At 55.9% G+C, this 20,839-nt stretch carries 23 protein-coding genes and 1 other RNA gene; 5 read left to right on the top strand and 19 right to left on the bottom strand.

Features of this window, described 5'->3' with window-relative positions:
- Window positions 1-106: 106 nt before the first annotated feature.
- Both B3K78_RS02215 and B3K78_RS02210 read right to left on the bottom strand, forming a co-directional pair.
- Window positions 107-346 carry a DUF1653 domain-containing protein gene (locus B3K78_RS02215; protein WP_286694148.1) on the bottom strand — a complete coding sequence of 80 codons (240 nt, stop codon included), beginning with the start codon at window positions 344-346 and terminating at the stop codon, window positions 107-109.
- Window positions 347-355: 9 nt separating this feature from the next.
- Complete coding sequence (locus B3K78_RS02210) at window positions 356-808, bottom strand: hypothetical protein (protein ID WP_286694147.1); 453 nt, start codon at window positions 806-808, stop codon at window positions 356-358.
- Window positions 809-901: 93 nt separating this feature from the next.
- On the opposite strand from B3K78_RS02210, the gene B3K78_RS02205 reads away from it, so the two are divergent.
- On the top strand, window positions 902-1,333 hold the full coding sequence (locus B3K78_RS02205) for a universal stress protein (RefSeq protein WP_027872610.1): 432 nt from the start codon (window positions 902-904) through the stop codon (window positions 1,331-1,333).
- On the opposite strand, the gene B3K78_RS02200 is transcribed toward B3K78_RS02205, so the two are convergent.
- Window positions 1,330-3,222, bottom strand: a complete 1,893-nt coding sequence (locus B3K78_RS02200) for an ATP-binding cassette domain-containing protein (RefSeq protein ID WP_286694146.1) — start codon at window positions 3,220-3,222, stop codon at window positions 1,330-1,332. The genes B3K78_RS02205 and B3K78_RS02200 overlap by 4 nt on opposite strands.
- A gap of 188 nt (window positions 3,223-3,410) precedes the next feature.
- Here B3K78_RS02200 and B3K78_RS02195 point away from each other — a divergent pair, with 188 nt between their 5' ends.
- Window positions 3,411-5,240, top strand: a complete 1,830-nt coding sequence (locus B3K78_RS02195) for a transglycosylase SLT domain-containing protein (RefSeq protein ID WP_286694145.1) — start codon at window positions 3,411-3,413, stop codon at window positions 5,238-5,240.
- A 1-nt stretch (window position 5,241) separates the two neighbouring features.
- On the opposite strand, the gene B3K78_RS02190 is transcribed toward B3K78_RS02195, so the two are convergent.
- From B3K78_RS02190 to B3K78_RS02180, 3 genes are read right to left on the bottom strand one after another with little or no spacing between them, the layout of a single operon-like run.
- Entirely contained in the window at window positions 5,242-6,033 is a 792-nt protein-coding gene (locus tag B3K78_RS02190) for an MOSC domain-containing protein (RefSeq protein ID WP_286694144.1), read from the bottom strand.
- Window positions 6,024-6,278 (bottom strand): glutaredoxin family protein, encoded by a 255-nt coding sequence (locus B3K78_RS02185; RefSeq protein WP_204995502.1) that lies wholly within the window; start codon window positions 6,276-6,278, stop codon window positions 6,024-6,026. The genes B3K78_RS02190 and B3K78_RS02185 overlap by 10 nt, the downstream gene beginning before the upstream one ends.
- A 56-nt stretch (window positions 6,279-6,334) precedes the next feature.
- Window positions 6,335-7,636, bottom strand: coding sequence for an ammonium transporter (locus B3K78_RS02180; RefSeq protein WP_286694143.1), 1,302 nt, complete (start codon window positions 7,634-7,636; stop codon window positions 6,335-6,337).
- A gap of 374 nt (window positions 7,637-8,010) precedes the next feature.
- On the opposite strand from B3K78_RS02180, the gene B3K78_RS02175 reads away from it, so the two are divergent.
- Together B3K78_RS02175 and rlmB are read left to right on the top strand one after the other, a co-directional pair.
- Window positions 8,011-8,937 (top strand): IclR family transcriptional regulator, encoded by a 927-nt coding sequence (locus B3K78_RS02175; protein ID WP_286694142.1) that lies wholly within the window; start codon window positions 8,011-8,013, stop codon window positions 8,935-8,937.
- Entirely contained in the window at window positions 8,934-9,719 is a 786-nt protein-coding gene (gene rlmB, locus B3K78_RS02170; RefSeq protein WP_286694141.1) for a 23S rRNA (guanosine(2251)-2'-O)-methyltransferase RlmB, read from the top strand. Before B3K78_RS02175 ends, rlmB begins: the two co-directional genes overlap by 4 nt.
- Before the next feature lie 7 nt (window positions 9,720-9,726).
- Here rlmB and B3K78_RS02165 read toward each other — a convergent pair whose 3' ends face one another.
- A complete protein-coding gene (locus tag B3K78_RS02165; RefSeq protein ID WP_027872619.1) occupies window positions 9,727-10,902 on the bottom strand; it encodes a vWA domain-containing protein in 1,176 nt (391 codons plus the stop codon).
- Window positions 10,903-10,905: 3 nt separating this feature from the next.
- The gene (locus tag B3K78_RS02160) at window positions 10,906-11,751 is read right to left on the bottom strand and encodes an AAA family ATPase (protein WP_027872620.1); all 846 of its coding nucleotides are present in this window, start codon (window positions 11,749-11,751) and stop codon (window positions 10,906-10,908) included.
- Between the two features lie 201 nt (window positions 11,752-11,952).
- On the opposite strand from B3K78_RS02160, the gene cysK reads away from it, so the two are divergent.
- Window positions 11,953-12,915 (top strand): cysteine synthase A, encoded by a 963-nt coding sequence (gene cysK / locus B3K78_RS02155; protein ID WP_286694140.1) that lies wholly within the window; start codon window positions 11,953-11,955, stop codon window positions 12,913-12,915.
- A gap of 38 nt (window positions 12,916-12,953) precedes the next feature.
- Here the strand turns inward: cysK and B3K78_RS02150 are convergent, their stop codons facing one another.
- The 11 genes from B3K78_RS02150 to B3K78_RS02100 form a co-directional block, all read right to left on the bottom strand.
- Window positions 12,954-13,343, bottom strand: a complete 390-nt coding sequence (locus B3K78_RS02150; protein ID WP_286694139.1) for a hypothetical protein — start codon at window positions 13,341-13,343, stop codon at window positions 12,954-12,956.
- Between the two features lie 8 nt (window positions 13,344-13,351).
- On the bottom strand, window positions 13,352-13,804 hold the full coding sequence (locus tag B3K78_RS02145; RefSeq protein WP_286694138.1) for a YcgN family cysteine cluster protein: 453 nt from the start codon (window positions 13,802-13,804) through the stop codon (window positions 13,352-13,354).
- Window positions 13,801-14,070, bottom strand: a complete 270-nt coding sequence (locus tag B3K78_RS02140; protein WP_286694234.1) for a YcgL domain-containing protein — start codon at window positions 14,068-14,070, stop codon at window positions 13,801-13,803. The genes B3K78_RS02145 and B3K78_RS02140 overlap by 4 nt, the downstream gene beginning before the upstream one ends.
- Complete coding sequence (rnd, locus tag B3K78_RS02135; protein ID WP_286694137.1) at window positions 14,070-15,176, bottom strand: ribonuclease D; 1,107 nt, start codon at window positions 15,174-15,176, stop codon at window positions 14,070-14,072. Before rnd ends, B3K78_RS02140 begins: the two co-directional genes overlap by 1 nt.
- Entirely contained in the window at window positions 15,169-15,771 is a 603-nt protein-coding gene (recR, locus tag B3K78_RS02130) for a recombination mediator RecR (protein ID WP_286694136.1), read from the bottom strand. Before recR ends, rnd begins: the two co-directional genes overlap by 8 nt.
- The gene (locus tag B3K78_RS02125; protein WP_027872627.1) at window positions 15,771-16,094 is read right to left on the bottom strand and encodes a YbaB/EbfC family nucleoid-associated protein; all 324 of its coding nucleotides are present in this window, start codon (window positions 16,092-16,094) and stop codon (window positions 15,771-15,773) included. The genes recR and B3K78_RS02125 overlap by 1 nt, the downstream gene beginning before the upstream one ends.
- A 9-nt stretch (window positions 16,095-16,103) precedes the next feature.
- Window positions 16,104-18,005 (bottom strand): DNA polymerase III subunit gamma/tau, encoded by a 1,902-nt coding sequence (dnaX, locus tag B3K78_RS02120; protein WP_286694135.1) that lies wholly within the window; start codon window positions 18,003-18,005, stop codon window positions 16,104-16,106.
- 115 nt (window positions 18,006-18,120) lie between these two features.
- An RNA gene (gene ffs, locus B3K78_RS02115) (signal recognition particle sRNA small type) lies at window positions 18,121-18,217 on the bottom strand.
- Between the two features lie 88 nt (window positions 18,218-18,305).
- Window positions 18,306-18,905, bottom strand: coding sequence for a DUF4136 domain-containing protein (locus tag B3K78_RS02110; RefSeq protein ID WP_204995512.1), 600 nt, complete (start codon window positions 18,903-18,905; stop codon window positions 18,306-18,308).
- Between the two features lie 26 nt (window positions 18,906-18,931).
- Window positions 18,932-20,320, bottom strand: a complete 1,389-nt coding sequence (locus B3K78_RS02105) for a DegQ family serine endoprotease (protein ID WP_286694134.1) — start codon at window positions 20,318-20,320, stop codon at window positions 18,932-18,934.
- 106 nt (window positions 20,321-20,426) lie between these two features.
- Window positions 20,427-20,839, bottom strand: a 413-nt coding sequence (locus tag B3K78_RS02100) for a polyhydroxyalkanoic acid system family protein (RefSeq protein WP_286694133.1), incomplete at its 5' end; no start/stop codon positions are given.

The following is a 20,839-nucleotide window of genomic DNA, read 5'->3' as shown; positions in this document are numbered from 1 at the left end:
TCTGCAAAATGCGATTAGATGACGCGCCAGTGGCGAGGCGACATATATAAGTGTTCAATCCTCGGTGGTCAAGGCTGGTCACAATAATGCCAACCCGACATCGCCCCTAAATGGCTTCCTTATTTTGCTCAATCAGCGCAAAACGGGGCGTCGAGGTACCGTCGATATCAACATGCTCGAGAAACATATCAACAGGCCGAACCCATAGCTCTGACTGCCCGTACAAGGGGCGATATACCACCAGCAGCTCTTCGGATTCACTGTGACGCGCTACGCCGTAGACCTGGTACTCACCACCTTTATAGTGCCGATAACGACCAAGCTCTACCTTTGTCTGTTGCGACATACTCCAACCTTAATCTGATACTAGTGTATTGAGGATATCAGCCAAATTTTCAACTGCCGCGATATCCGCGTTCGCCTCGCGCCAAAACACTTTTACCATTCGGCCACTGGCCTCGATCACTATGGTGTCTTTCGGCAGCCGGTCACGCAGGCCGGCAATGCGATCTTGCACCGCAGCAGGCGGACCGGGCACATCGTCTTCGGCGCCATCGGGCCAATATCGCCAGCGCTCGCCGGCGCGGGCTTTTGGCAGGGTCATGGCATAGCATAGCCCGTTGACGGTTTCTTCCTTGCGCACTTTTTGGCGACGGGTTTGCGGCAGCTGAGTGATCTGCACGGTAACACCCAGCGCTCTCGCCCGATCGCGAAGTGCCGCCTGCAAGCGCTGGCGCGGGCTGGGAATGATCCACAATATCGGCGCCAACATAAATGCTAAAACCGCCGCCGCGATGATCCAGAACATGGTTATCCTTAATAAATCATTGCACACTGGTCGTACAACCCGTGCTATAAAATGTCGTATAGACTCACCGCAAGTACAGCGCAAGGAGAAACCATGGCCAACTACCAACGGATATTGACGGCGATCGACCTCTCGGATGAGGCGATTCCGGTATTGCAACGCGCGGCAGCCATGGCCCGCCAGCATCAAGCGGAATTGCATCTTCTACACGTCGTTGAACCCCTGAGCCTGGCCTACGGCGGCGATATCCCCATGGACTTCTCAGGGATACAGGAAGAGCTGCAACAACAAGCGGAAAACAGTCTTAAGCGCTATGCCGACCAATACGGCATTCAAACCGACAACTGTCACCTGCTTACTGGCCGCCCGGAGGCCCACATCCACCAACTCAGCGAAGAGCTAGACTGCGACCTGATTGTCGTGGGCAGCCACGGCCGCAAAGGGCTCGCCCTGCTACTTGGCTCCACAGCAAACGCGGTATTACACGGCGCCAAGTGCGACGTTTTGTCTGTACGAGTGGGTTAGTCTCCCGCCGCCTCAGACAATTCCATCCAGCGCTCCATACAGCTATCCAGTTCCTCTTGGAGCGCCGCTAAGCGCGCCAGCGTATCGTTAACCTTTTGCGCATCCTGCTGATAGAACTCGGCACTGGCGCTCTGGTCGCTCAACTGCTGTAGCTGAGTCTCCAGGTCGTCAATCTTGTCAGGTAAATTGTCGAGCTCGCGCTGATCTTTGTAACTTAACTTCTTACGCGCTGCTTTTTTGGCCGGCGCAGCCGTCGCTTTTTTCTCGCCTTTTGGTTTTTCAGGCGCTACCACCGCCCTGCGCGCCTGGTAGGCGGCCACTTCGCTATACCCGCCAATGTGCTCACTGATATTGCCGTTACCTTCGAACAGCAGACAGCTGCTGGCAACGCTGTCGACAAAAGACCTATCGTGGCTGACCAGTAGCACGGTTCCTTTAAAGTCAACGAGTAAGCTTTCCAGCAGCTCGAGGGTCTCCATATCGAGATCGTTGGTCGGCTCGTCCATCACCAGCACATTTGCCGGCTGCGTAAACAGGCATGCCAGCTGCACGCGTGCGCGCTCCCCCCCTGACAGCACACCAAAATGGCTGCGAGCGCGCTCAGGTGTGAACAGGAAATCACCCAAATACGACATGATGTGCCGTTCGCTGCCATTGATCGAAACCGACTCTCGCCCCTGGCCGACGATATCTACCACACGCTCGTTGGGGTCTAAGCGGTCGCGTAATTGATCAAAATAGGCGACTTGCAGATTGCTCCCCTGCTTGACCTCGCCGCTCTGAGGAGCCAATTCCCCCAGTATCAACCTAAGCAGCGTCGTTTTACCCGCGCCGTTCGGCCCAATCAAAGCCAGCTTGTCGCCGCGATTCAGCAACAGGTTAAAGTTTTTCACCAAGTCGCGGCCGGGCACACTAAAACAAACATCGGTCAGCTCGGCAACAATCTTGCCAGTTTTTGTCCCTTCGTTGACGTTCAGGCGCGCAGTACCCTGCTGCTCACGGCGCTGGGCGCGCTCCCTACGCATTTGCTCAAGCGCCCTGACCCGCCCTTCATTGCGCGTGCGCCGCGCTTTTATACCCTGGCGAATCCAGACTTCTTCCTGAGCCAGGCGTTTGTCAAACAACGCATTGTGCTCAGCTTCTACCTCTAGCTCGTGCTCGCGCCGCTGCAGATACTGACTGTAAGTGCCGTCGTAATTTTTCAGTTGCCCCCGATCCAGCTCAATAATTCGGTTAGCCAGTGACTCAATCAGTGCACGGTCGTGGGTGACGAAAAGCACGCAGCCACCAAAGCTTTTAACGCATTGCTCTAGCCACAGAATGCCCTCAACATCGAGGTGGTTAGTCGGCTCGTCCAGCAGCAATACATCGGGCTCTGCGACGAGCGCCCTCGCCAGCGATACGCGACGCAACCACCCGCCGGACAGGGATGAGATCGGGGCTTCAGGATCTAACTCCAGGCGGCTCAGGGTCGACTCGATACGCTGCTGAAAACGCCAACCATCCGCCGCTTCAATTTGACGCTGTAGACGCTCTAACGCTTTTAACGAGGCATCATTCATTTCGCCGTGCGTCAGGCTGTGATAGCCCTTCAACAGATCACCGAGTTCGGAAAGGCCACCTGCGACTACGTCAAAAACACAGTCATCTGCCGACGCGAAGTCCAGGTTTTGCTCCATTCGCGCAATGACCAGCCCTGGCTGGCGCCAAAACTCACCCGCATCCGGCTGAAGGCCACCCTCAACCATGCGCAATAATGTCGACTTTCCGCAACCATTGCGCCCAAGCAAACAGACGCGATCACCATCATCCAGCTGGATATCAGTGTTATCCAACACCGTCTGCTGGCCAATGCTGTGTTGCAATTGAGTGCCGCGAATTAAAGGCATATAGTGGTTTCCATGGGTATTAAGGTTAACTGCCGCGCCATATCGCTGGCCGGAAAAGCAGGTGCACAAGGATGATAAACAAGACGATTGGCACGCGACTCTTCGCGCTGCTTGTTTCAATTGGCGCTGCATCATGCTGGGCGGATAATGCCCAGTTGAACAAGCAGCGGCAAGTATATCGTGAAGCCATGAATGAAATCAGCCGCGGTCGCAACGAACAGGCCGAGCGCCACCTTCCCGCACTCGCCAACTACCCGCTGCTCCCCTACGTTGAACTGGAGTTGTTAAAAGCACAGATTGGCGACGTTGCCAGCGGCACCATCGACTACTACCTACAACAATACCGCAACACGGTCGTTGGCAGCCGTATTCACATTGCCTGGCTACACCAGCTGCGTCGCGCGGGCGACTGGCCGCAATTTATACGTTACTACCGCAAAAAGCCTATCAGCAGCCTGCGCTGCGCCTATATTAGCGCCCTCCGACATACCGGCGATAACACCTTAGCGGACAAAGAAACGCAAAAACTATGGCATACCGGACACTCGCTGCCCACGCGTTGCGACGGCGTATTAGATCAGTGGCTAAGCCGCTTAGCACCACAGGAACGCCACCAACAACGCCGCCAACGAGCGCGCTTGGCAATTGCCGCCGGACAGCACAATCTAGCGATCTATTTACTTAAAAACGTACCGGGCAGCGATGATGCGCTCGCGCTGCTTAAGCAGCCCAGCCTGCTCTATACCCGCGGCTTCGAGTTGTCGGCCAACGACGAGAACCGCCAGCTGGCATTGCTTACCCTGCGCCGCTTGGCGAAAAGCGATTTCGAGCGTGCAAATACACTCTGGCACCAACTAGAGCGGGAATTGTCTTTCAGTAGCCAGCAAAACTACGCGCTGCGTGACGCCTTCGCCCGGCAAATTATCGCCAGCGACGCGGAATACGCCCGGGATTGGATTAACGCCAATGACCCCGCTTTTGAAGACCCCTACCTCACCGAGTGGCGCGTAAGGCTCGCGTTAAAAGATGGCGACTGGGAGGCAGTACACCACTACATTGCCCTGCTGCCTGCCAAACTGCGCCAGCAGCCAGACTGGCAGTACTGGTGGGCACGTGCCGATATTGAAAAAAACCAGCGATTCACACCCGAAGCAGAAACGCGGCTTAGGGCCATGGCGACTGATCGCGGCTACTACAGTTTTATGGCGGCCGATTTATTGAATCAGGAATATCGCTTGGGCCACCAACGCAACCTCGACCCCAGCTTGGTGAGCGAAGTACAACAACACAGCGCAATTCTACGCGCGCGCGAGCTGTACTGGCACGGCGCAACAACCACAGCCCGACTTGAGTGGCGCCAGGCAATGCGAAGCTTAAACACCGCAGAACAAATCGCGGCCGCACAACTAGCTTTGGATTGGCAGTGGTCTCACCAGGCCATCGCCACCGCTATTCAAGCGGGACAATGGGACGATTTGTCTCTGCGCTTTCCCACTCCCTACCAGACAGTCTTTGCGCGTATTGCCGAGAAAGAAAATATCGACTTGAAATGGATATACGCGATCGCCCGACAAGAAAGCGCCTTTGCCAGTGATGCCCGCTCTCCCGTTGGTGCCCGCGGTTTGATGCAGCTGATGCCCGGCACCGCTCGCACCCTTGCACGACAAATGGGGCGCCCCGTCCCCCGTGGTAAGGAGTTACTGGAACCCGACACCAACATCGAAATGGGCGGCTTTTACTTGGGCCAGCTACTCAAGCGCTTTAACGGCAATCGCATTCTCGCCACCGCCGCATACAACGCTGGCCCGTCAAGGGTGGAAAGAGTATTGATGCGCCAAGACAGCAATATGCCGGCAGATATCTGGATAGAGAATTTACCCTACGGCGAGACCCGTGAGTACATCAAGAATGTGATGGCCTTCAGTGTGGTGTACGGCAAAAAGCTGCAGCTGAGCAAACCTATTCTGGCTCAGCATGAGCGGCGGATCAGTCCCTTCGAGGAGCTTCAAACGCCCTGAGCTAAGCCAGCACCTCAACATCGTCGCCAAGGGTTATCCGCCCTTGGCCGCGCTGAATAACATTCTGCCCAAAAATGATATTTTTTCCCTCGCTGCAGTGCTCACGCAACAGCGAAAAAACAGCCTTTTCACGCTCGCCTGTCTGCGGATCAATGGTCGGAATCGCGCAGCGAGTGCAGGGCTTGACCACATCGAAAATAACATCGCCGATACGTAATTGCTGCCACTGCCTTTCCGCAAAGGGTGGCGCGCCGTCAACAACGAGGTTGGGCCGAAAACGCGCCATCGCCAGTGGCTTACCATAGCCTTCAGATAAGGCATCAACACTCTGCTGCAGGCACAGCAAAAAAGGAAAACCGTCGGCAAAGCTGACTCTGTCACCGCGCTGAGCATAAGCGGTATCGACCTGCCGGTGAAAATCATCGGCCATATAGCACAGTCGCACCTCCACCCCGAGCCGGCGGGACAACCACTGGGCAGCTTCATCACCACCGTCCGCGGCCGAGCAGCGGTCCTGCCAAACAACAACAGCCATGTTATGACTGCCAGTGGGTTTCACCACCGGCAGAGAGTCGCCGCTGCTCAAGTCTTCCAGGATAATGCCGCCATCGATTTGCCTTGCATGCAGTCGGCACATCTGCGGCAACTGCCTTTGGCTAAGGAATTGGCCACGGTGGTCAACAACCATCCAGCGCCGATCGCCATGCGGCCCCCAATCACTGACATCAAGCGTCGAAAGGGACTCTCCCGCCAACGATTTTACCGGATAGCGCCACAAACCACTTACTTGCACAACGCCTCTCCCTCACTGACAAAGGTCACAACGGCAGCGCTATCAAACGGCCACTGCAACTCCCTGTCGCCATCGCCTAATACCGGGATACGCTCCCCATAATCGGCAATCAGGGCATCACTCTCAGCGATATCCACCACTTCTATTTGCCACTGCGGATGGCTAGCAAGCAAGTTAGCTAGCAGGGCTTCAGCTTGCTCACACAGGTGGCACGCCGAGGTGCCATACAGAGTTAATTCACGCATACTTGGTCCAAAAAAAAGCCCGGCAACTGCCGGGCTCCAGGTCAGGTGTTAGGCCATTATAAGTCGTATCCGACTTCGTTGTGGCCAGTAATGTCCAAACCTTCCGATTCCTCATCAGCGGTAACGCGCAGACCAATCAACTTATCGACCAGTTTAAACAGCGCAAAACTCACTACCGCGGTATAGGCAAAGGTCGACCCGATACCAATAAGCTGCACTTTCAGCTGCTCAACAATTGTCACGCCCTCGGCCAAGCCTTGACCACTGAAAATCCCCAGCTCACTGCTGGCAAAAATACCGGCGAGGAAGGTACCGAGAATACCGCCAACACCGTGCACGGGGAATACATCCAGTGAGTCATCAATTTTCAACACTTGCTTGATCCACAGCGTGCAATAGAAACAAATAACGCCTGCGCACAAACCAATCACCACCGCACCCGCTGGACCAACATACCCCGATGCTGGTGTGATGGTACCAAGCCCGGCCACCATACCGGTCACAGCGCCCAGCGCACTGGGTTTACCGTAACGCCACCATTCGACCAGTGACCAAGTGAGGCAGCCGGTTGCCGCTGACAGGTGGGTCACCAGCATTGCCATACCGGCGTCGCCATTGGCCGCCAGCGCGCTACCGGCATTGAAGCCAAACCAACCCACCCAGAGCATTCCCGCGCCGGTGAATGTCATCGTTAAGTTGTGGGGCGGTAAAGCAACATTGCCAAAGCCATTACGCGGCCCCATTACCATCGCCGCTACCAGCGCGGCCACGCCGGCGGTAATGTGCACAACCGTGCCCCCGGCAAAGTCGAGCAGCCCCATTTGGCCGAGCCAGCCACCACCCCATACCCAGTGGGTAATGGGCGCGTAAACGGCCAGCAGCCACAGTGCCGAAAACAGCATCACGGCAGAAAAGCGAATACGCTCAGCAAAACCGCCCACGATGAGTGCCGGTGTAATAATGGCGAATGTCATTTGGAACATTACAAACACCGTCTCGGGGATATCTCCCACCAAGCTGTCTTCCCCTACTCCGGCCAGAAGAACACGGCTGAGACCGCCGACAAAGTCGTTGCCATCAGAGAACGCCATGCTGTAGGCCACGGCAAACCACAACAGCGAGGCCACACAGGTGATACTAAAGCACTGCATCAGCACACTGAGGATGTTCTTACTGCGGACAAGACCGCCATAGAACAGTGCCAGCCCGGGTAAGGTCATGAAGAGAACCAATGCCGTGGACGTTAAAATCCACGCCGTATTCGCGCCATCGGCTTCTGCAGCGAGGCTGCTTTGCGGCAGCAATGCTGCCAATGCAACAAAAATGGGCAGAGCCGCCCGAACGACAGGAATTTTCATTTACTTTTCTCCAAACTTGCGCAACAAAACGCACTATTTATAAGCACAACCCAGCGAGGCAGCACCGTTAAGGTGCATGTTGACGCTAATTCGCAATGACATCGAATTAGCCCTCCCTCACCAGAAAGATATTTTTCATTTAATTTCAAATAGTTATCAATTTTCGGCAGCGACCGCGCAGTATTGCCCGCGCCGTTAATTACTACCGAAAGAGACCGCTGCCCCGCTTAAAAGCAATATCCATGCCCAAAATGGGGCGAGCGCACCATTTTCTTGCAAATTCGTTTTCAGTGACGGAGCGCGTGATAGGCCGAGGCATTCAAGCCCAGATAACGTAGAATAGGCCGCCAACAACGATAACAAGGAAGAACAGTGTGTTTTCCAAACCAACTGCCAGAGTCTTAGCGATTTTGGACTTGTTTATGAGCCACCCCAGCAAAGCCTACGGCTTAACCGAGCTGACGCGCATACTGGGCCTGAACAAGGCCACCTGCCACGCCATATTGAGCACCATGGCCCGCTACGGCTTTCTCGCCCAGGACAGTCGCAGTAAAGCCTATCGCTTGGGGCCAAGCATCGCCGCCGCCGGCATGTCAGCCTTTGCCCAGTTTCCCGTGCTTGAAGTGGCTCGCCCGCGACTGGAGGCGCTCAGTAAAGAGCTGCAGCTGGGCTGCGGCCTGATGGGACGAAGCGGCGACCAGCTCGTGCTGCTCACTAATTACGGCATCCCAGAGCGCCTGGAATTCCCTTTCCACCAAGGCCTGCGTCTGCCCAATGCCGCGCCATTAGGGGCCGCTTTTATCGCCTGGTCGTCACCGAACAAGCTGCAACAATGGTTAGATAGCGCTCAGGCACATTTGCCCGAGTGGGATGAAAACCTAGATAAACGACTGCGAATTTCCGTTATTGGCATACGTGCTCGCGGTTTTGAGGTGACCTTGATTAGCGAGGCAGAGGCCGCGCTGGAGCGGGAATTAGCCAAACCGAAAGAAAACTGGAGCCTTGAGGAAGTCGCTGAGCACGTGCAGCACTACCGGGAGTCGCTGTGCCGCAGCCACTACCACCTTGACCGTATTGAAGAGGGCCGCCAGTACCAGGTCGCCAATATTGCTGTGCCTATCTTCGCCAGTGGTGAAGAGCCGGAACTGGTGATTTCAGCGGGCAGTATTCGCCGCCCCGTGTCAGCGCAGGATATCCTTGCCATCGCCGACCGCCTAAAACTCGCGGCTAAAGAAATCAGCGAAGCCGCCACCGCAACCTTGAGCTACCCCCAGCCTGACCAGGATCCGCCGACCGCATGACCGAAGATCGCCAGCAATACCTCAAGAAAAAGCAATTTTTCCAACAGCTGCTCACTATTTACGGCCGTAAGCCGGTGCTCGAGGCGCTACAAAACCCACAAGTTCGCATTTATAAACTGCACTTGGCGGACAGCAATCGACGCGACGGCATCGTCAAAGAAATCGTAGACGCGGCGGAGCGCGAAGGGATTGAGGTCGCCTGGCACGAGCGCCGTGCCCTATCGCGGATATCGAAAAATGGCAAACAAGACCAGGGGGTTGCTGCGGACCTGCAGCTGAAGGCGTATCGGCCCTGTAGCGACATACCGGCAAGTCGCGACACCACTACTCGGCGTATCTATATCGCGCTCGATGGCGTTAACAACCCTCAAAACCTGGGCATGATTATTCGTTCGGTGGCGGCAAGTGGTATCGATGGCTTAATACTGCCCAAAAAGGGCTGCGCCGCGCTGTCACCGCTGGTGATCAAAGCCAGCGCCGGAGCCCTGTTCAACTGCCCTATTTTTCACTGCGACACACTTCAGCCCGCACTGCAGCGCCTCCAAAAAGCCGGGGTGGAGATCGCCTGCCTCTCTTCCCACGCCGAGCAATCGCTCTTCGAAAGCCAGTCTGACACTAGCCGAGTCTATGTATTGGGGAATGAAACTGAGGGGGTGTCGTCGGCCACACAGGCACTGAGCGACTGCGCACTGCAAATACCGATGGCCAATGGTGTGGAGTCACTCAATGTCGCGGTAACCGCCGCCCTGTTGGCCTTTAGCCATAACAGGGCGGGCGCATAGCGCGGCGCTACTTGGCCAGGTAGGCCATCGCCTCTTCGAGGCCGCCCAGAGTCATGGGGTACATCTGCCCTTCCATAATCTGCTCAACCATGCCAATGGACTGTGTCCAACTCCAATCTTCGGGCGGCACGGGGTTTAGCCATACCACTTTGTCAAAGGTCTCGCGCAGGCGCCGCATCCACAGCTCCCCGGCCTCGTCGTTCCAGTGCTCGACACTGCCGCCTGGCTGCACGATCTCGTAGGGCGACATTGACGCGTCGCCGACAAAGATAATTTTGTAGTCCGCGCTGTATTTGTGCATCACGTCGAGCAGCTGTATTCGCTCACTGTGACGACGCACATTGCTGTCCCACACCGACTCATACAGAAAGTTATGGAAGTAGAAATACTCCATGTGCTTAAACTCGCTGCGCGCGGCGGAAAACAGCTCCTCGCAAACGCGAATATGCGGGTCCATAGAGCCGCCCACATCAAAGAACAACAGCACTTTAACAGCGTTATGGCGCTCCGGCACCATCTTCAGGTCCAGCAGACCGGCATTGCGGGCCGTCGACGATATCGTGTCGTCGATATCCAGCTCGTCGGCCGCACCGCTGCGGGCAAACTTGCGCAAGCGGCGTAGCGCGATCTTGATATTACGCGTACCAAGCTCAACGGAGTCATCCAGGTCGCGAAAGTCGCGGCGCTCCCAGACCTTTACGGCTTTCTTGTTTTTGCTTTCACCACCGATTCGTATGCCCTCGGGGTGATAACCACTGTGGCCAAACGGTGAGGTACCGCCGGTGCCGATCCACTTGTTACCACCCTCGTGGCGTTCTTTCTGCTCTTCTAGCCGCTTTTTAAATTCCTCAATGAGCTTATCGAGGCCACCCAGAGACTCGATTTTTGCCTTTTCTTCCTCGCTGAGCTGCTTCAAAAACTCTGTACGCAACCAGTCATCGGGAATCAGCGCCTCAATCACGTCGTCAAGGCTCGATAGGTCATTGAAGTAACGCGCAAACGCCTTATCAAAGCGATCGTAATACTTCTCATCCTTCACCATACAGACGCGAGCGAGCTGATAGAACTCGTCGACGTCCATGAAGGCGAGCCGCGCCTCAAGGCCGGCCATCAAGTCGAGTAGTTCACGAATACTCGCCGGAACACCAGCATTTCGCAGGCCAAAGAAAAACTGAACCAACATAGACTAGCGGCTCTCGCGACGATGCATAAAGGCCAGCCGTTCAAGCAGGTGAACGTCTTGCTCGTTCTTCAGCAATGCGCCGTAGAGCGGCGGGATAGCCTTGCTCGCATCGCGATTTTTAAGAATTTCTTCGGGGATGTCATCGGCCATCAGCAGCTTCAACCAGTCAATCAATTCTGACGTTGAGGGCTTTTTCTTCAGACCCGGAATCTTGCGAACATCGAAGAAGACTTCTAGTGCTTCCTGAACGAGGGTTTTGGAGATATCGGGATAATGAACCTCCACGATTTTCTCCATCGTTTCGCGATCGGGAAAATTAATAAAATGGAAGAAACAACGGCGCAGGAAGGCATCTGGCAGCTCTTTCTCGTTGTTGCTGGTGATAATGATAATGGGACGGTGCTTGGCGCGAACGGTTTCACCCGTTTCGTATACAAAGAACTCCATGCGGTCCAGTTCGACCAGCAGGTCATTCGGGAACTCGATGTCTGCCTTGTCGATTTCATCGATCAGCAGCACCACCTGCTCATCGGCGGCAAACGCTTCCCAGAGTTTGCCGCGCTTAATGTAGTTGGCAATGTCGTGCACTTTGTCATCGCCCAGTTGCGAGTCACGCAAACGCGACACCGCATCGTACTCATACAAGCCCTGCTGAGCCTTTGTGGTGGATTTGATATGCCACTGGATCAACTTTTTACCCATTGCCGCCGCTACTTGCTCGGCAAGCAGGGTTTTACCCGTTCCGGGCTCGCCTTTGATCAGCAGCGGGCGTTGCAGGGTGACGGCGGCGTTTACCGCCATGCTCAGCTCTTCGGTGGATACGTAAGAATCAGTACCAGTAAATTTCATCAACTCGTCCTACTCGGGCGCCCGGTTTTATTATTGCCGGACGATCATTACACTGGGCGGCGCTGGCGCCACACTATCTAATAGTCAACGCGAAGCCTACTTGGCTGCTCGACTTACGGCAAGCGTCGCAGCGGCCAGCTATAGTATCGAGTCAGGACAATTTGCCGTGACATTACACTGCCAGGATCAAGGAAACCCAAAATGACCGCAATTTTCGACGACATCAGCCGCAGCATCGGCGAAACGCCGCTCGTGCAGATACGCAGAATCAGCCAACACCGGATTCTTGTAAAACAGGAATCGCGCAATCCTGCCAATAGTGTGAAATGCCGAATTGGCGCCAATATGATCTGGCAAGCTGAACAGAGCGGCACGCTGAAACCCGGCATGGAAATTGTTGAGCCAACCAGTGGTAATACCGGCATCGCACTGGCCTTCGTCGCCGCGGCTAGGGGCTACCCCATCACATTGACCATGCCCAACACAATGAGCCTGGAGCGCCGCAAAGTACTCATTGCACTGGGCGCCAAACTCCATTTAAGCGATGGCGCCAAGGGGATGAAGGGAGCCATCAGTGCCGCTGAAGACATTTGCGCCCAGGACCCTGAGCGTTATTTTATGCCGCAGCAGTTTAAGAATCCCGCGAACCCAGCGATTCACGAACAGACCACCGGCCCGGAAATTTGGCGGGACACCAACGGCGATATCGATATTTTAGTGAGCGGCGTCGGCACCGGCGGCACAATCAGCGGCGTGTCTCGCTATATTAAAAACCACTGCAACAAAGCCATCTGCTCAGTGGCCGTGGAGCCGGAGAGCTCGACGGTGATTCGCCATGCACTCAACGGCGAAGAACTCAGGCACGCCCCGCATAAAGTTCAGGGCATCGGTGCAGGCTTTCTGCCAGATACGCTAGACCTAAGCGTGGTAGACCGTGTTGAAGCGATAAGCGATGAAGACGCCATGCGCTGGGCGCATCGGCTGATGAAGGAGGAAGGCATTCTGGCCGGTATTTCCAGCGGCGCCGCGATGGCCGTTGCAGAGCGCGTAGCCAATGAACCAGACAATGCCGGCAAAACCATTGTTGTGATCCTGCCCGACTCGGCGGAGCGCTACCTCAGCAGCCCACTATTTGACGGCGCCTTTAGCGAAATTGAGAGCTGACATCACCCTGCAGGGCATCGCAAACGGCAGCACCCGATCTACGCCGACACTTTCGGCTCGACACGCTCCCCGGCTTTCTCGGCTGCGGGAGCAGAACTTGCAGAGCGCGGCGCGACCAGTGCCCATACTATTGCCGCAACAATGGCGAAGAGTTGGCCAGCGCCAACAATAATCACCGCCGCCATCGCCGATTCAATTCCGCTGGTCATCACACTTAGCGCCGCGCCGATGGTTGCCGGCATCCACAGTTCCACCGCCTCGGGGTGCCGACACGGCAGCAACAGTAAAAGGGCCACTGCGAGAAACGCCCACAACTTGACTGCAGACAGGCGATAAACGCGAATCAGCAAGCCCCAAAGCAGAGTCGCGACCACGCCAAAGGCCAAATAGGCCTGCCAGGCGAGTGTGTAATCATTGTTATCAATCATACTAATCCCTAATCAATCCAGCGGATGATATGGTCCTCAAGCTCGTCGTCGGCCACGGTCACTTCACTCACGCAGCGTCCCTTTACCGACACACCCAATGTTTCCATCAGCCGCTGATCACCGGCAATAAGGGGGTGCCAAGGCTCGAGCGGCCGCCCCTCATGAAGCTGTCGATAGGCGCAGCTACTGGGCAGGCTGTACGCAAACGCCGGCAGTGATTCACGCAGATCGAGGCAGCCCGGCACCCGCGTCAGGCGCTGCGGGTAATCCCGGCAACGTATGTGCTCAACATCAAGCAGTCGACACGACACGTCGGTGTAATACACCTCACCGCTATCTTCGTCTTCAAGCTTGTGCAAGCAGCAGCGGCCACAACCGTCGCACAGGGCTTCCCACTCCTGGTCGCTCATCTCTGCGAGCGACTTTGCCTCCCAAAATGGGCGATGACGAGATGCTATCACCGATCTTCACGCGGTGAGAGAGGCGCCTCTGGCTGCGGTGGAAGCTGAAGATAAAATCCATTTTCATCAATAGCTTGCAACACATCCTTAACATCCGCTCTAGCTAGCTTTTTACCCTCTTCGAGCAGCAGTGTCATCGCACGCTCCGGCTGACCAAAACGCTTCAACAGCGCCTCTGGAACACGCTCTGTGTCTTCCGCCTTGTCGACATAAAGGTACATCCCCTCATGCTTAGCACTGCGATAAATGGTGCAAATCCGCCGCATCACGCCCCCTCCAAACTTTGCAATAACACCTCACCTACCACCTGCTTGCGCCACGCTGTCATCGAATCGGGCAGGCGACGAAGCCTGATCACCTCTTCCATATCACGTTTGCGGCACAACAAACCCGCGGGGATACCCAGCGAATCAGCACAACGCTCTACCCCGCGACGCATCGCGGCCAAATATTGCGTCTGCTCTGCTGACAACGGCCGTTCGCCCGGCGGTGGATGTGCAGCGCTATCTTCCTCGCGTGCCTCTCGCACAATAGTAAGCACGTCGTCGCCAAAGCGCCGCAGCGATGCACCGGGCAGGTCTTTAATTCTTGCCAACTCACCGCTACTGGAGGGCTGGCGGCGAGCAATTTCGAAGCACACTGGATCCTTAAAAATGCGCCCGCGTGGCACATCTCTCTCCCGCGCCTGCTCTTCCCGCCAGGCACATACGCGCTGCAGTACCAAACGCTGGCAGCCGTTGAGCTTCCAAAGCGATTTATTGCGCAGGTAAAACTGATCCGATGGGGTGCCCTGATCGGCCTGCTCGATAAGTTGCCGACAATCTTCTTGCCACCACGGCAGCCGACCCAACTCCTCGAGTCGCTGACGCAGCAAGGGGTAAATATCCTGCAAATACGCCACATCGAGCGCCGCGTAGTGGCATTGGCTCGCGGTAAGTGGTCGCTGCAACCAATTGGAGCGTGTTTCGCCTTTCTCTACGTGCTGATTCAAGCTGTGAGCGACCAGCTTTTGGTAGCTCAGGCCCTCTCCCCAGCCCGCCAGGCCAGCGCCAATTTGGCTATCTAACAACGGCGCTGGCAGCGCGCCACACAGACGCTGAAACACTTCGAGATCTTCACTACACGAGTGCAGGACTTTAGGAATACCGGCGTTGTTGAGAAGCCCCCTAAAATCGTCCCAATCGGTAATGACAATGGGGTCGATCAGCCAACACTCGCCAAGCGCGCCTACCTGTATTAAACCTGCAATAGGATAAAAGGTATCTCGGCGGATAAACTCGGTGTCCAGGGCGACAAATTCAGCCGACTGCCAACGCTTACAAGCTTGCGCTAGCTGCTCGTTGGAATCCAGATAATGGTATGCATCATTCAAAGCGCTGGCGTCCTTTTAGCGCATGCGACAAGGTACCGCTGTCGACATATTCAAGTTCGCCACCCAAGGGCACACCATGGGCGATACGGCTCACCGCCACCCCCAAGCGCCGCATCTCTTCAGCAATATAGAAGGCGGTTGCCTCCCCCTCTACGGTGGGATTAGTCGCCAGTATCAATTCGGAGACGTTCAAGGCCTGAACCCGCTCGACCAGGCGGTCAATGCCAATGTCCTCCGGGCCGATGCCGTCGATGGGCGACAGTCGGCCCATCAACACAAAATACAGGCCGCGATAGTCCCCGCCCTGTTCGAAGGCGAGCACGTCGGCGGGTGATTCCACGACGCAGATAGTGTGTTGGTCGCGCCGCGGGTCACGACACAATCGACATTCAGGGTCTTCGGTGAGCGTGCGACAGCTGCGGCAATGCCCTACTTTTTCAACGGCATTGTGCAGCGCTTCTGAAAGGCGCTGAGCACCGCCACGGTTTCGCTCCAGCAATTGAAAGCTGATGCGCTGCGCCGACTTGGGACCAACCCCAGGCAGGCAGCGCAACGCGTCAATCAGCTCATCGATAAGGGGGCTGTAGTTCGACATTAAAAAGGCATCTTGAAGTTACCGGGCATTCCCATCCCTGAAAGCATATCGCCCATTTGTCCCTTGTTGTTTTCCTCAACCTTGCGCACAGCGTCATTCACCGCCGCGGCCAACAGGTCTTCCAGCACTTCTTTGTCTTCGCTGAGCAAGCTGTCGTCTATTTGCACACGCCGCACATCGTGGCGCCCGGTCATTACCACGCTCACCAAGCCCGCGCCGGCTTCGCCACGCACTTCTTTATTTGCCAGCTCTTGCTGCGCTTGTTGCATTTTCTCCTGCATTTCGGCAGCTTTTTTCATCAATTCATTAAGGTCTGCTTTCACTCTGGTCTCCTAATCTTGACGACGTTTTTCCGGCAAGCTGATTGATTCAAGGTCTAGTTCGGCCGAAAACTCGGCGATAATTTCCTGCACGAGGGGGTCGCTTTCGATCGCTTGGCGAGCGACAACAAGCCTCTCTTGTAGACGTCGGGCGCGGTACTCCGCCGGTGTCTCCTCTGCGGGCTCACCGATATCGATTGCCACCTTAAGTGCCTGACCAAAGTAATCAGCCAAGGCCTCTTGCAGACGCTCGATATGACGGTCATTCAGCAGTGTCGCGTTGCCCTGGCTAATTACAAACTGCAGGCGGCTACCCTCTTTGGCGGCTAGCTGACAATGCGAGGCAATACTCCCCAACATTCCAGGCAAGGCGAAAGCGTCGAACTGCTCGCGCCAGAGCCTGGCATCGAGATCAGCGAGCTCAACACTCGGCGCCGCGGCTGCAGCCTCTTCCGGTGCCAACACTGTTGCCACCGGTGGTTCGTCTGAACGCGGCCGCTGAACTTCTGCTTGCTCATGCTCAACGGCGTCAGCAATTTGCTCGGTCGGTGGCGCACTGTTTTGTGCAGCCTCTTGTGGCGGTATTGGCGCTGAGGCTTGCTCTGGTTTGCTCGGCTCAGCGGCGACTGACGACGCCTCGTCCTCGCGGCTATGTTGTTCAGGAGCCTCATTGGCAATAGGTGCGGGCTCTGCCGCCGTAACGGCAGTGTTCGGCTCTGCCTCCGGCTCGCCCCCGGCGTCAGACGGCGTCGGCGGCTTTTTTACGGGGGCAGCCTCCCCCTCGGGCGAGGCGCTGGCAGTAAGCGGCTGGCTTGGCGGCGCCATGACACCTTCGGGTTTGAAGGCCACCATACGCAGCAACAACATTTCCAGGCCGCCGCGAAGCTCGGGGGCCAAATTCAAATCGCGTCGCCCTTGAAGCGCCATCTGGTAATAGAACTGGACTTCCTCGGCACTGAGTTCGCCCGCCAGTGCCGTCACGTTCTGTTTATCGCCCAGGCTATTGTCCAGCCCATCGGGAACGGTTTGCGCAATAGCGATGCGGTGGAGCACCACCAGCAGTTCATTGGCAACGCCGGCAAAATCCACACCCAGCTCGGCCAGCTCCGCCACGATCGCTAACAATTCGGCCCCGTCGCGTTTAGACAGCGCCGAAATTAATCGGTAAACGGCGCCGTGATCGATGGTGCCCAGCATCTGCCGAACATCGTGCTCGCCGAGTTTACCCGAGCCGAAAGCGATTGCCTGATCGGTTAAACTCAAGGCGTCGCGCATACTGCCGTCGGCGGCGCGCCCCAGCAGCCACAGCGCTGCCTCGTCAAAGCTGATCAGCTCTTTTTCGAGTATCTGCTTCAAATACTCTACTACGCGTTCAGGACTTAAGTTTTTCAGGCTGAACTGAAGGCAGCGCGACAAAATGGTCGCGGGAATTTTTTGTGGGTCCGTCGTCGCCAGCAAAAACTTAACGTGAGGCGGCGGCTCTTCCAGCGTTTTTAGCAGCGCATTAAAACTGCTGGCACTGAGCATGTGCACCTCATCGATGAGGTACACCTTGTAGCGCCCCTGTGTCGGGGTGTATTGCACATTGTCGAGAAGCTCGCGGGTGTCCTCAACCTTGGTGCGCGACGCCGCGTCAACCTCGATCAGGTCAACGAAACGCCCCTCGTTGATGGCGACACACGACTGGCATTGGCCGCAGGGCTCTGAGCTGACGCCCTGCTCGCAATTCAGACAACGCGCCAGAATACGCGCGATGGTGGTTTTACCCACGCCACGAGTCCCGGTGAACAAATAAGCGTGGTGAAGCCGATCGTGATCAAGCGCATTGATCAAGGCTTTGAGCACGTGGCTCTGGCCGGCCATTTCCCGGAAGCTTTTGGGTCGCCACTTTCTCGCCAGAACCTGATATGTCATCACAAAATCTCTCGAAATCGATCGTCAAGGATACACTAGCGCTGCGCTGACATAAATAATGTCGGAATTAGAAAAAACGAGAGGAATCACGGGGATAGGAATAAATGGGTGGCGGCCCGACCAGCCACACCCCGGCACACGAGTCGATAACTACCGTTGCTCCCTTCCGGGCCTGGCGGGGTTTGCTACCTATCGTTGCGAGGGGACCGGAAGGACCACCATAACGCGCTTTCGGCCTCGGCCAATTGCGGGGCGCTATTGTGTTCGAAACCCCCTCCACATGCAAGGGGGATAATCGGATTATTGCGCGCTGACTGGCGGAAATTGCGCGAGAATCGTCGCCACAGTTTCATCGATATACGCGCGCCGCTCCACGGGATCTTTTAGTGTGGGTTTGACACGACTTGCGCTGCCTCGCCATACCAAACGGCGATTTTCAGGCTCGATAATATCGATAACAACATTGTCCTGAGTATATTCGCGCACCCAAATATCGTCATCATAGAAATGCGCGTAGCCAAATCCCGGGCGGTGGTAGCAGTGATAGCAAGGGTAGTAACCAAAATGGCTATACCAGTTGCCCACACTTTCCACGCGTGTTTTTTCGACAGTGCCGACATGGTAGCTCACCAGTACTGACGCACTGTCGACGGCAACTTTCTTCACGCCGCGCAGCGCCATCTGCGCCTCGATAGCATCGCGATAGCGCTCATGCATCAGGGCGTCGTAGGCGGGTTCCCGTTGCTCGTTGTCAGGCGTCAGCCAGGCGTAACTCGCTACGTTAGCGAAATCGTAATCGAGGGCATAATCCTGACTCACTGGCACTGCTGTGCACGCCGCTACTACTGCCGCGATAACGGCAATACCACATCGCTTAATGACTGCTGGTAAATCGTGCATTACGCCCTCCAAGTCGCCTAGTGGCTTCAATTTCGCTTAAGTACTACCCAGTTTGCAAAGCGGCCGCGAATAACGCGCAGCAGCATACCATCATCGCTGCGTGATGCCGCCGCCTGCAGCTCATTAATACTGCGTACGCGCCGCTGATTCACTGACACCAACAAGTCACCGGGGCGCAGCTTAGAGGCCGCCAGGGCATCTTGTTTAACCTCGGTAACCACCACGCCTTTGCCATCGTCGGCGTTTTTCAGGCTAACGCCGTCAAGCAGAGGATGTACCGACCGCGCATCGGCATCGACCTGCTTCTCAGCCGAGCCCAAAACAACCTTATAGCGTTTCTCGCGCCCTTCTCTTAACAGCGTGATCGTCACTTTGTCGCCGACCCGGCGCAAGCCGATGGCGTTTCGCAGTTGCGCAGAACTCAGTACGGCCTTGCCATCCACAGCGATCACGACATCACCCGCCTCTATGCCAGCCTTGTCAGCGGCCGATCCTTCTTGAACCTCTGCCACTACCGCGCCGCGCTGACCTGCTTCAATATCGAAGGCTTCCGCCAACTCGGGCGTCAGGTCCTGGATAATAACGCCCAGCTGCCCCCGGCGTACCTCACCGTGTTGAAGAATCTGCTCAATGCTCGCCATCGCCATATTTGCCGGAATGGCGAAGCCGATGCCTACGTTGCCACCGGAGGGCGCCAGAATCGCGGTATTCACACCAACTAACTCTCCGCGTAAATTTACCAGCGCACCACCCGAATTACCGGGATTGATAGAGGCGTCGGTTTGGATGAAATTCTCATAGCCCTCAATACCCAGTCCGGTGCGGCCTAAGGCACTAACAATCCCGGTAGTCACCGTTTGTCCCAGGCCAAAGGGGTTACCAATCGCCACAACAAAATCGCCCACACGCAGTTTATCGGAATCAGCAAGGCGCACCGCGGTGAGCTTCTCGCTGGGAATTTTCAGCACTGCGATGTCAACGTCTGGATCAGAGCCGACCAGCTCTGCTGTAAAACTGCGCCCGTCCTCCAGAGACACCGTGATTTCATCCGCGCCGTCAATTACATGGTGGTTGGTGAGCACAGTTCCCTCACCCGCATCGATAATCACGCCTGACCCAGCACTCTGCGTGCGGCGCTGACGCGGCTGCAATTGCTGCTGAGGCATATTGAAGAAACGGCGAAAGAAGGGGTCGTTTAACAGTGGGTTCTGCTGGACCCGTTGCGTGGTGTAGGTTGAGATATTCACTACCGCCGGATTCACCGATTTCAACATCGGTGCCAAGCTGGGCAATGGCTCCCCATCGGCCACCGACTTCGGTAGTAGAGCAAAACTGTGTGTGCTTACCGCTAACAGCAGCGCTGCAAAAACCGTTAAATATGAGCGGGAAATGGTAGTTTGCAAAATCCGGGTCATGACTATGCCGATCTCCTCATAACGTTGATAACAAGGTTAGAGTGCAGAATCCAAAATTATTTCCCTAAATAAATAGATTCTGCAAGATCAGCAAATCATTGCCTGCTCAGGCCAGTTTTTCTGCCATCGCCTTGGAAAGCTCATCGCGGATTCGCGACTTGAACGGCTTCATCATCATTCCCAGCTGGATGTCGACCTTGACCTCCCCCTCCAACAATTGCAGCACCCCCTGAATACCGGAGCGTTTCAGCTCCAGTTCTCGGTCGCTGCGCCAGTGGGCCTTCATCTCAAAACGGTCACCCAGTTTCACTGCTAAAGCATCGAGCATCTCCCGAACATCTGCGTCGCTTTTCGAGTGGCGTTGGCTAAGAGAAATTTTCGACACGGTCAGTCTCCAGTAAGTCGCATCGGGAATATCAAGCATTCTAGCAGAGTCGTGCTCAGGCGCTGACGGAATTGCAGGCATAAAAAAACCGCCGATAGGCGGTTCTTTTAATTTGGTGGAGCTAGGCGGGATCG

It is taken from the genome of Spongiibacter sp. UBA1325 (assembly GCF_002306875.1).
In the GTDB taxonomy this organism is placed as follows: Bacteria; Pseudomonadota; Gammaproteobacteria; order Pseudomonadales; family Spongiibacteraceae; genus Spongiibacter; species Spongiibacter marinus.
Note: the sequence above shows the minus strand (reverse complement) of the source record. Positions and strands in the feature narration are given on the sequence as shown.

What these genes read in the sequence shown, in the direction of transcription:
- B3K78_RS02215 (WP_286694148.1), bottom strand. Translation starts at nt 346, where the DNA reads ATGTCGCAACAGACAAAGGTAGAGCTTGGTCGTTATCGGCACTATAAA.
- B3K78_RS02210 (WP_286694147.1), bottom strand. Translation starts at nt 808, where the DNA reads ATGTTCTGGATCATCGCGGCGGCGGTTTTAGCATTTATGTTGGCGCCG.
- B3K78_RS02205 (WP_027872610.1), top strand. Translation starts at nt 902, where the DNA reads ATGGCCAACTACCAACGGATATTGACGGCGATCGACCTCTCGGATGAG.
- B3K78_RS02200 (WP_286694146.1), bottom strand. Translation starts at nt 3,222, where the DNA reads ATGCCTTTAATTCGCGGCACTCAATTGCAACACAGCATTGGCCAGCAG.
- B3K78_RS02195 (WP_286694145.1), top strand. Translation starts at nt 3,411, where the DNA reads ATGAATGAAATCAGCCGCGGTCGCAACGAACAGGCCGAGCGCCACCTT.
- B3K78_RS02185 (WP_204995502.1), bottom strand. Translation starts at nt 6,278, where the DNA reads ATGCGTGAATTAACTCTGTATGGCACCTCGGCGTGCCACCTGTGTGAG.
- B3K78_RS02180 (WP_286694143.1), bottom strand. Translation starts at nt 7,636, where the DNA reads ATGAAAATTCCTGTCGTTCGGGCGGCTCTGCCCATTTTTGTTGCATTG.
- rlmB (WP_286694141.1), top strand. Translation starts at nt 8,934, where the DNA reads ATGACCGAAGATCGCCAGCAATACCTCAAGAAAAAGCAATTTTTCCAA.
- B3K78_RS02165 (WP_027872619.1), bottom strand. Translation starts at nt 10,902, where the DNA reads ATGTTGGTTCAGTTTTTCTTTGGCCTGCGAAATGCTGGTGTTCCGGCG.
- B3K78_RS02160 (WP_027872620.1), bottom strand. Translation starts at nt 11,751, where the DNA reads ATGAAATTTACTGGTACTGATTCTTACGTATCCACCGAAGAGCTGAGC.
- cysK (WP_286694140.1), top strand. Translation starts at nt 11,953, where the DNA reads ATGACCGCAATTTTCGACGACATCAGCCGCAGCATCGGCGAAACGCCG.
- B3K78_RS02150 (WP_286694139.1), bottom strand. Translation starts at nt 13,343, where the DNA reads ATGATTGATAACAATGATTACACACTCGCCTGGCAGGCCTATTTGGCC.
- B3K78_RS02140 (WP_286694234.1), bottom strand. Translation starts at nt 14,070, where the DNA reads ATGCGGCGGATTTGCACCATTTATCGCAGTGCTAAGCATGAGGGGATG.
- recR (WP_286694136.1), bottom strand. Translation starts at nt 15,771, where the DNA reads ATGTCGAACTACAGCCCCCTTATCGATGAGCTGATTGACGCGTTGCGC.
- dnaX (WP_286694135.1), bottom strand. Translation starts at nt 18,005, where the DNA reads ATGACATATCAGGTTCTGGCGAGAAAGTGGCGACCCAAAAGCTTCCGG.
- B3K78_RS02110 (WP_204995512.1), bottom strand. Translation starts at nt 18,905, where the DNA reads ATGCACGATTTACCAGCAGTCATTAAGCGATGTGGTATTGCCGTTATC.
- B3K78_RS02105 (WP_286694134.1), bottom strand. Translation starts at nt 20,320, where the DNA reads ATGACCCGGATTTTGCAAACTACCATTTCCCGCTCATATTTAACGGTT.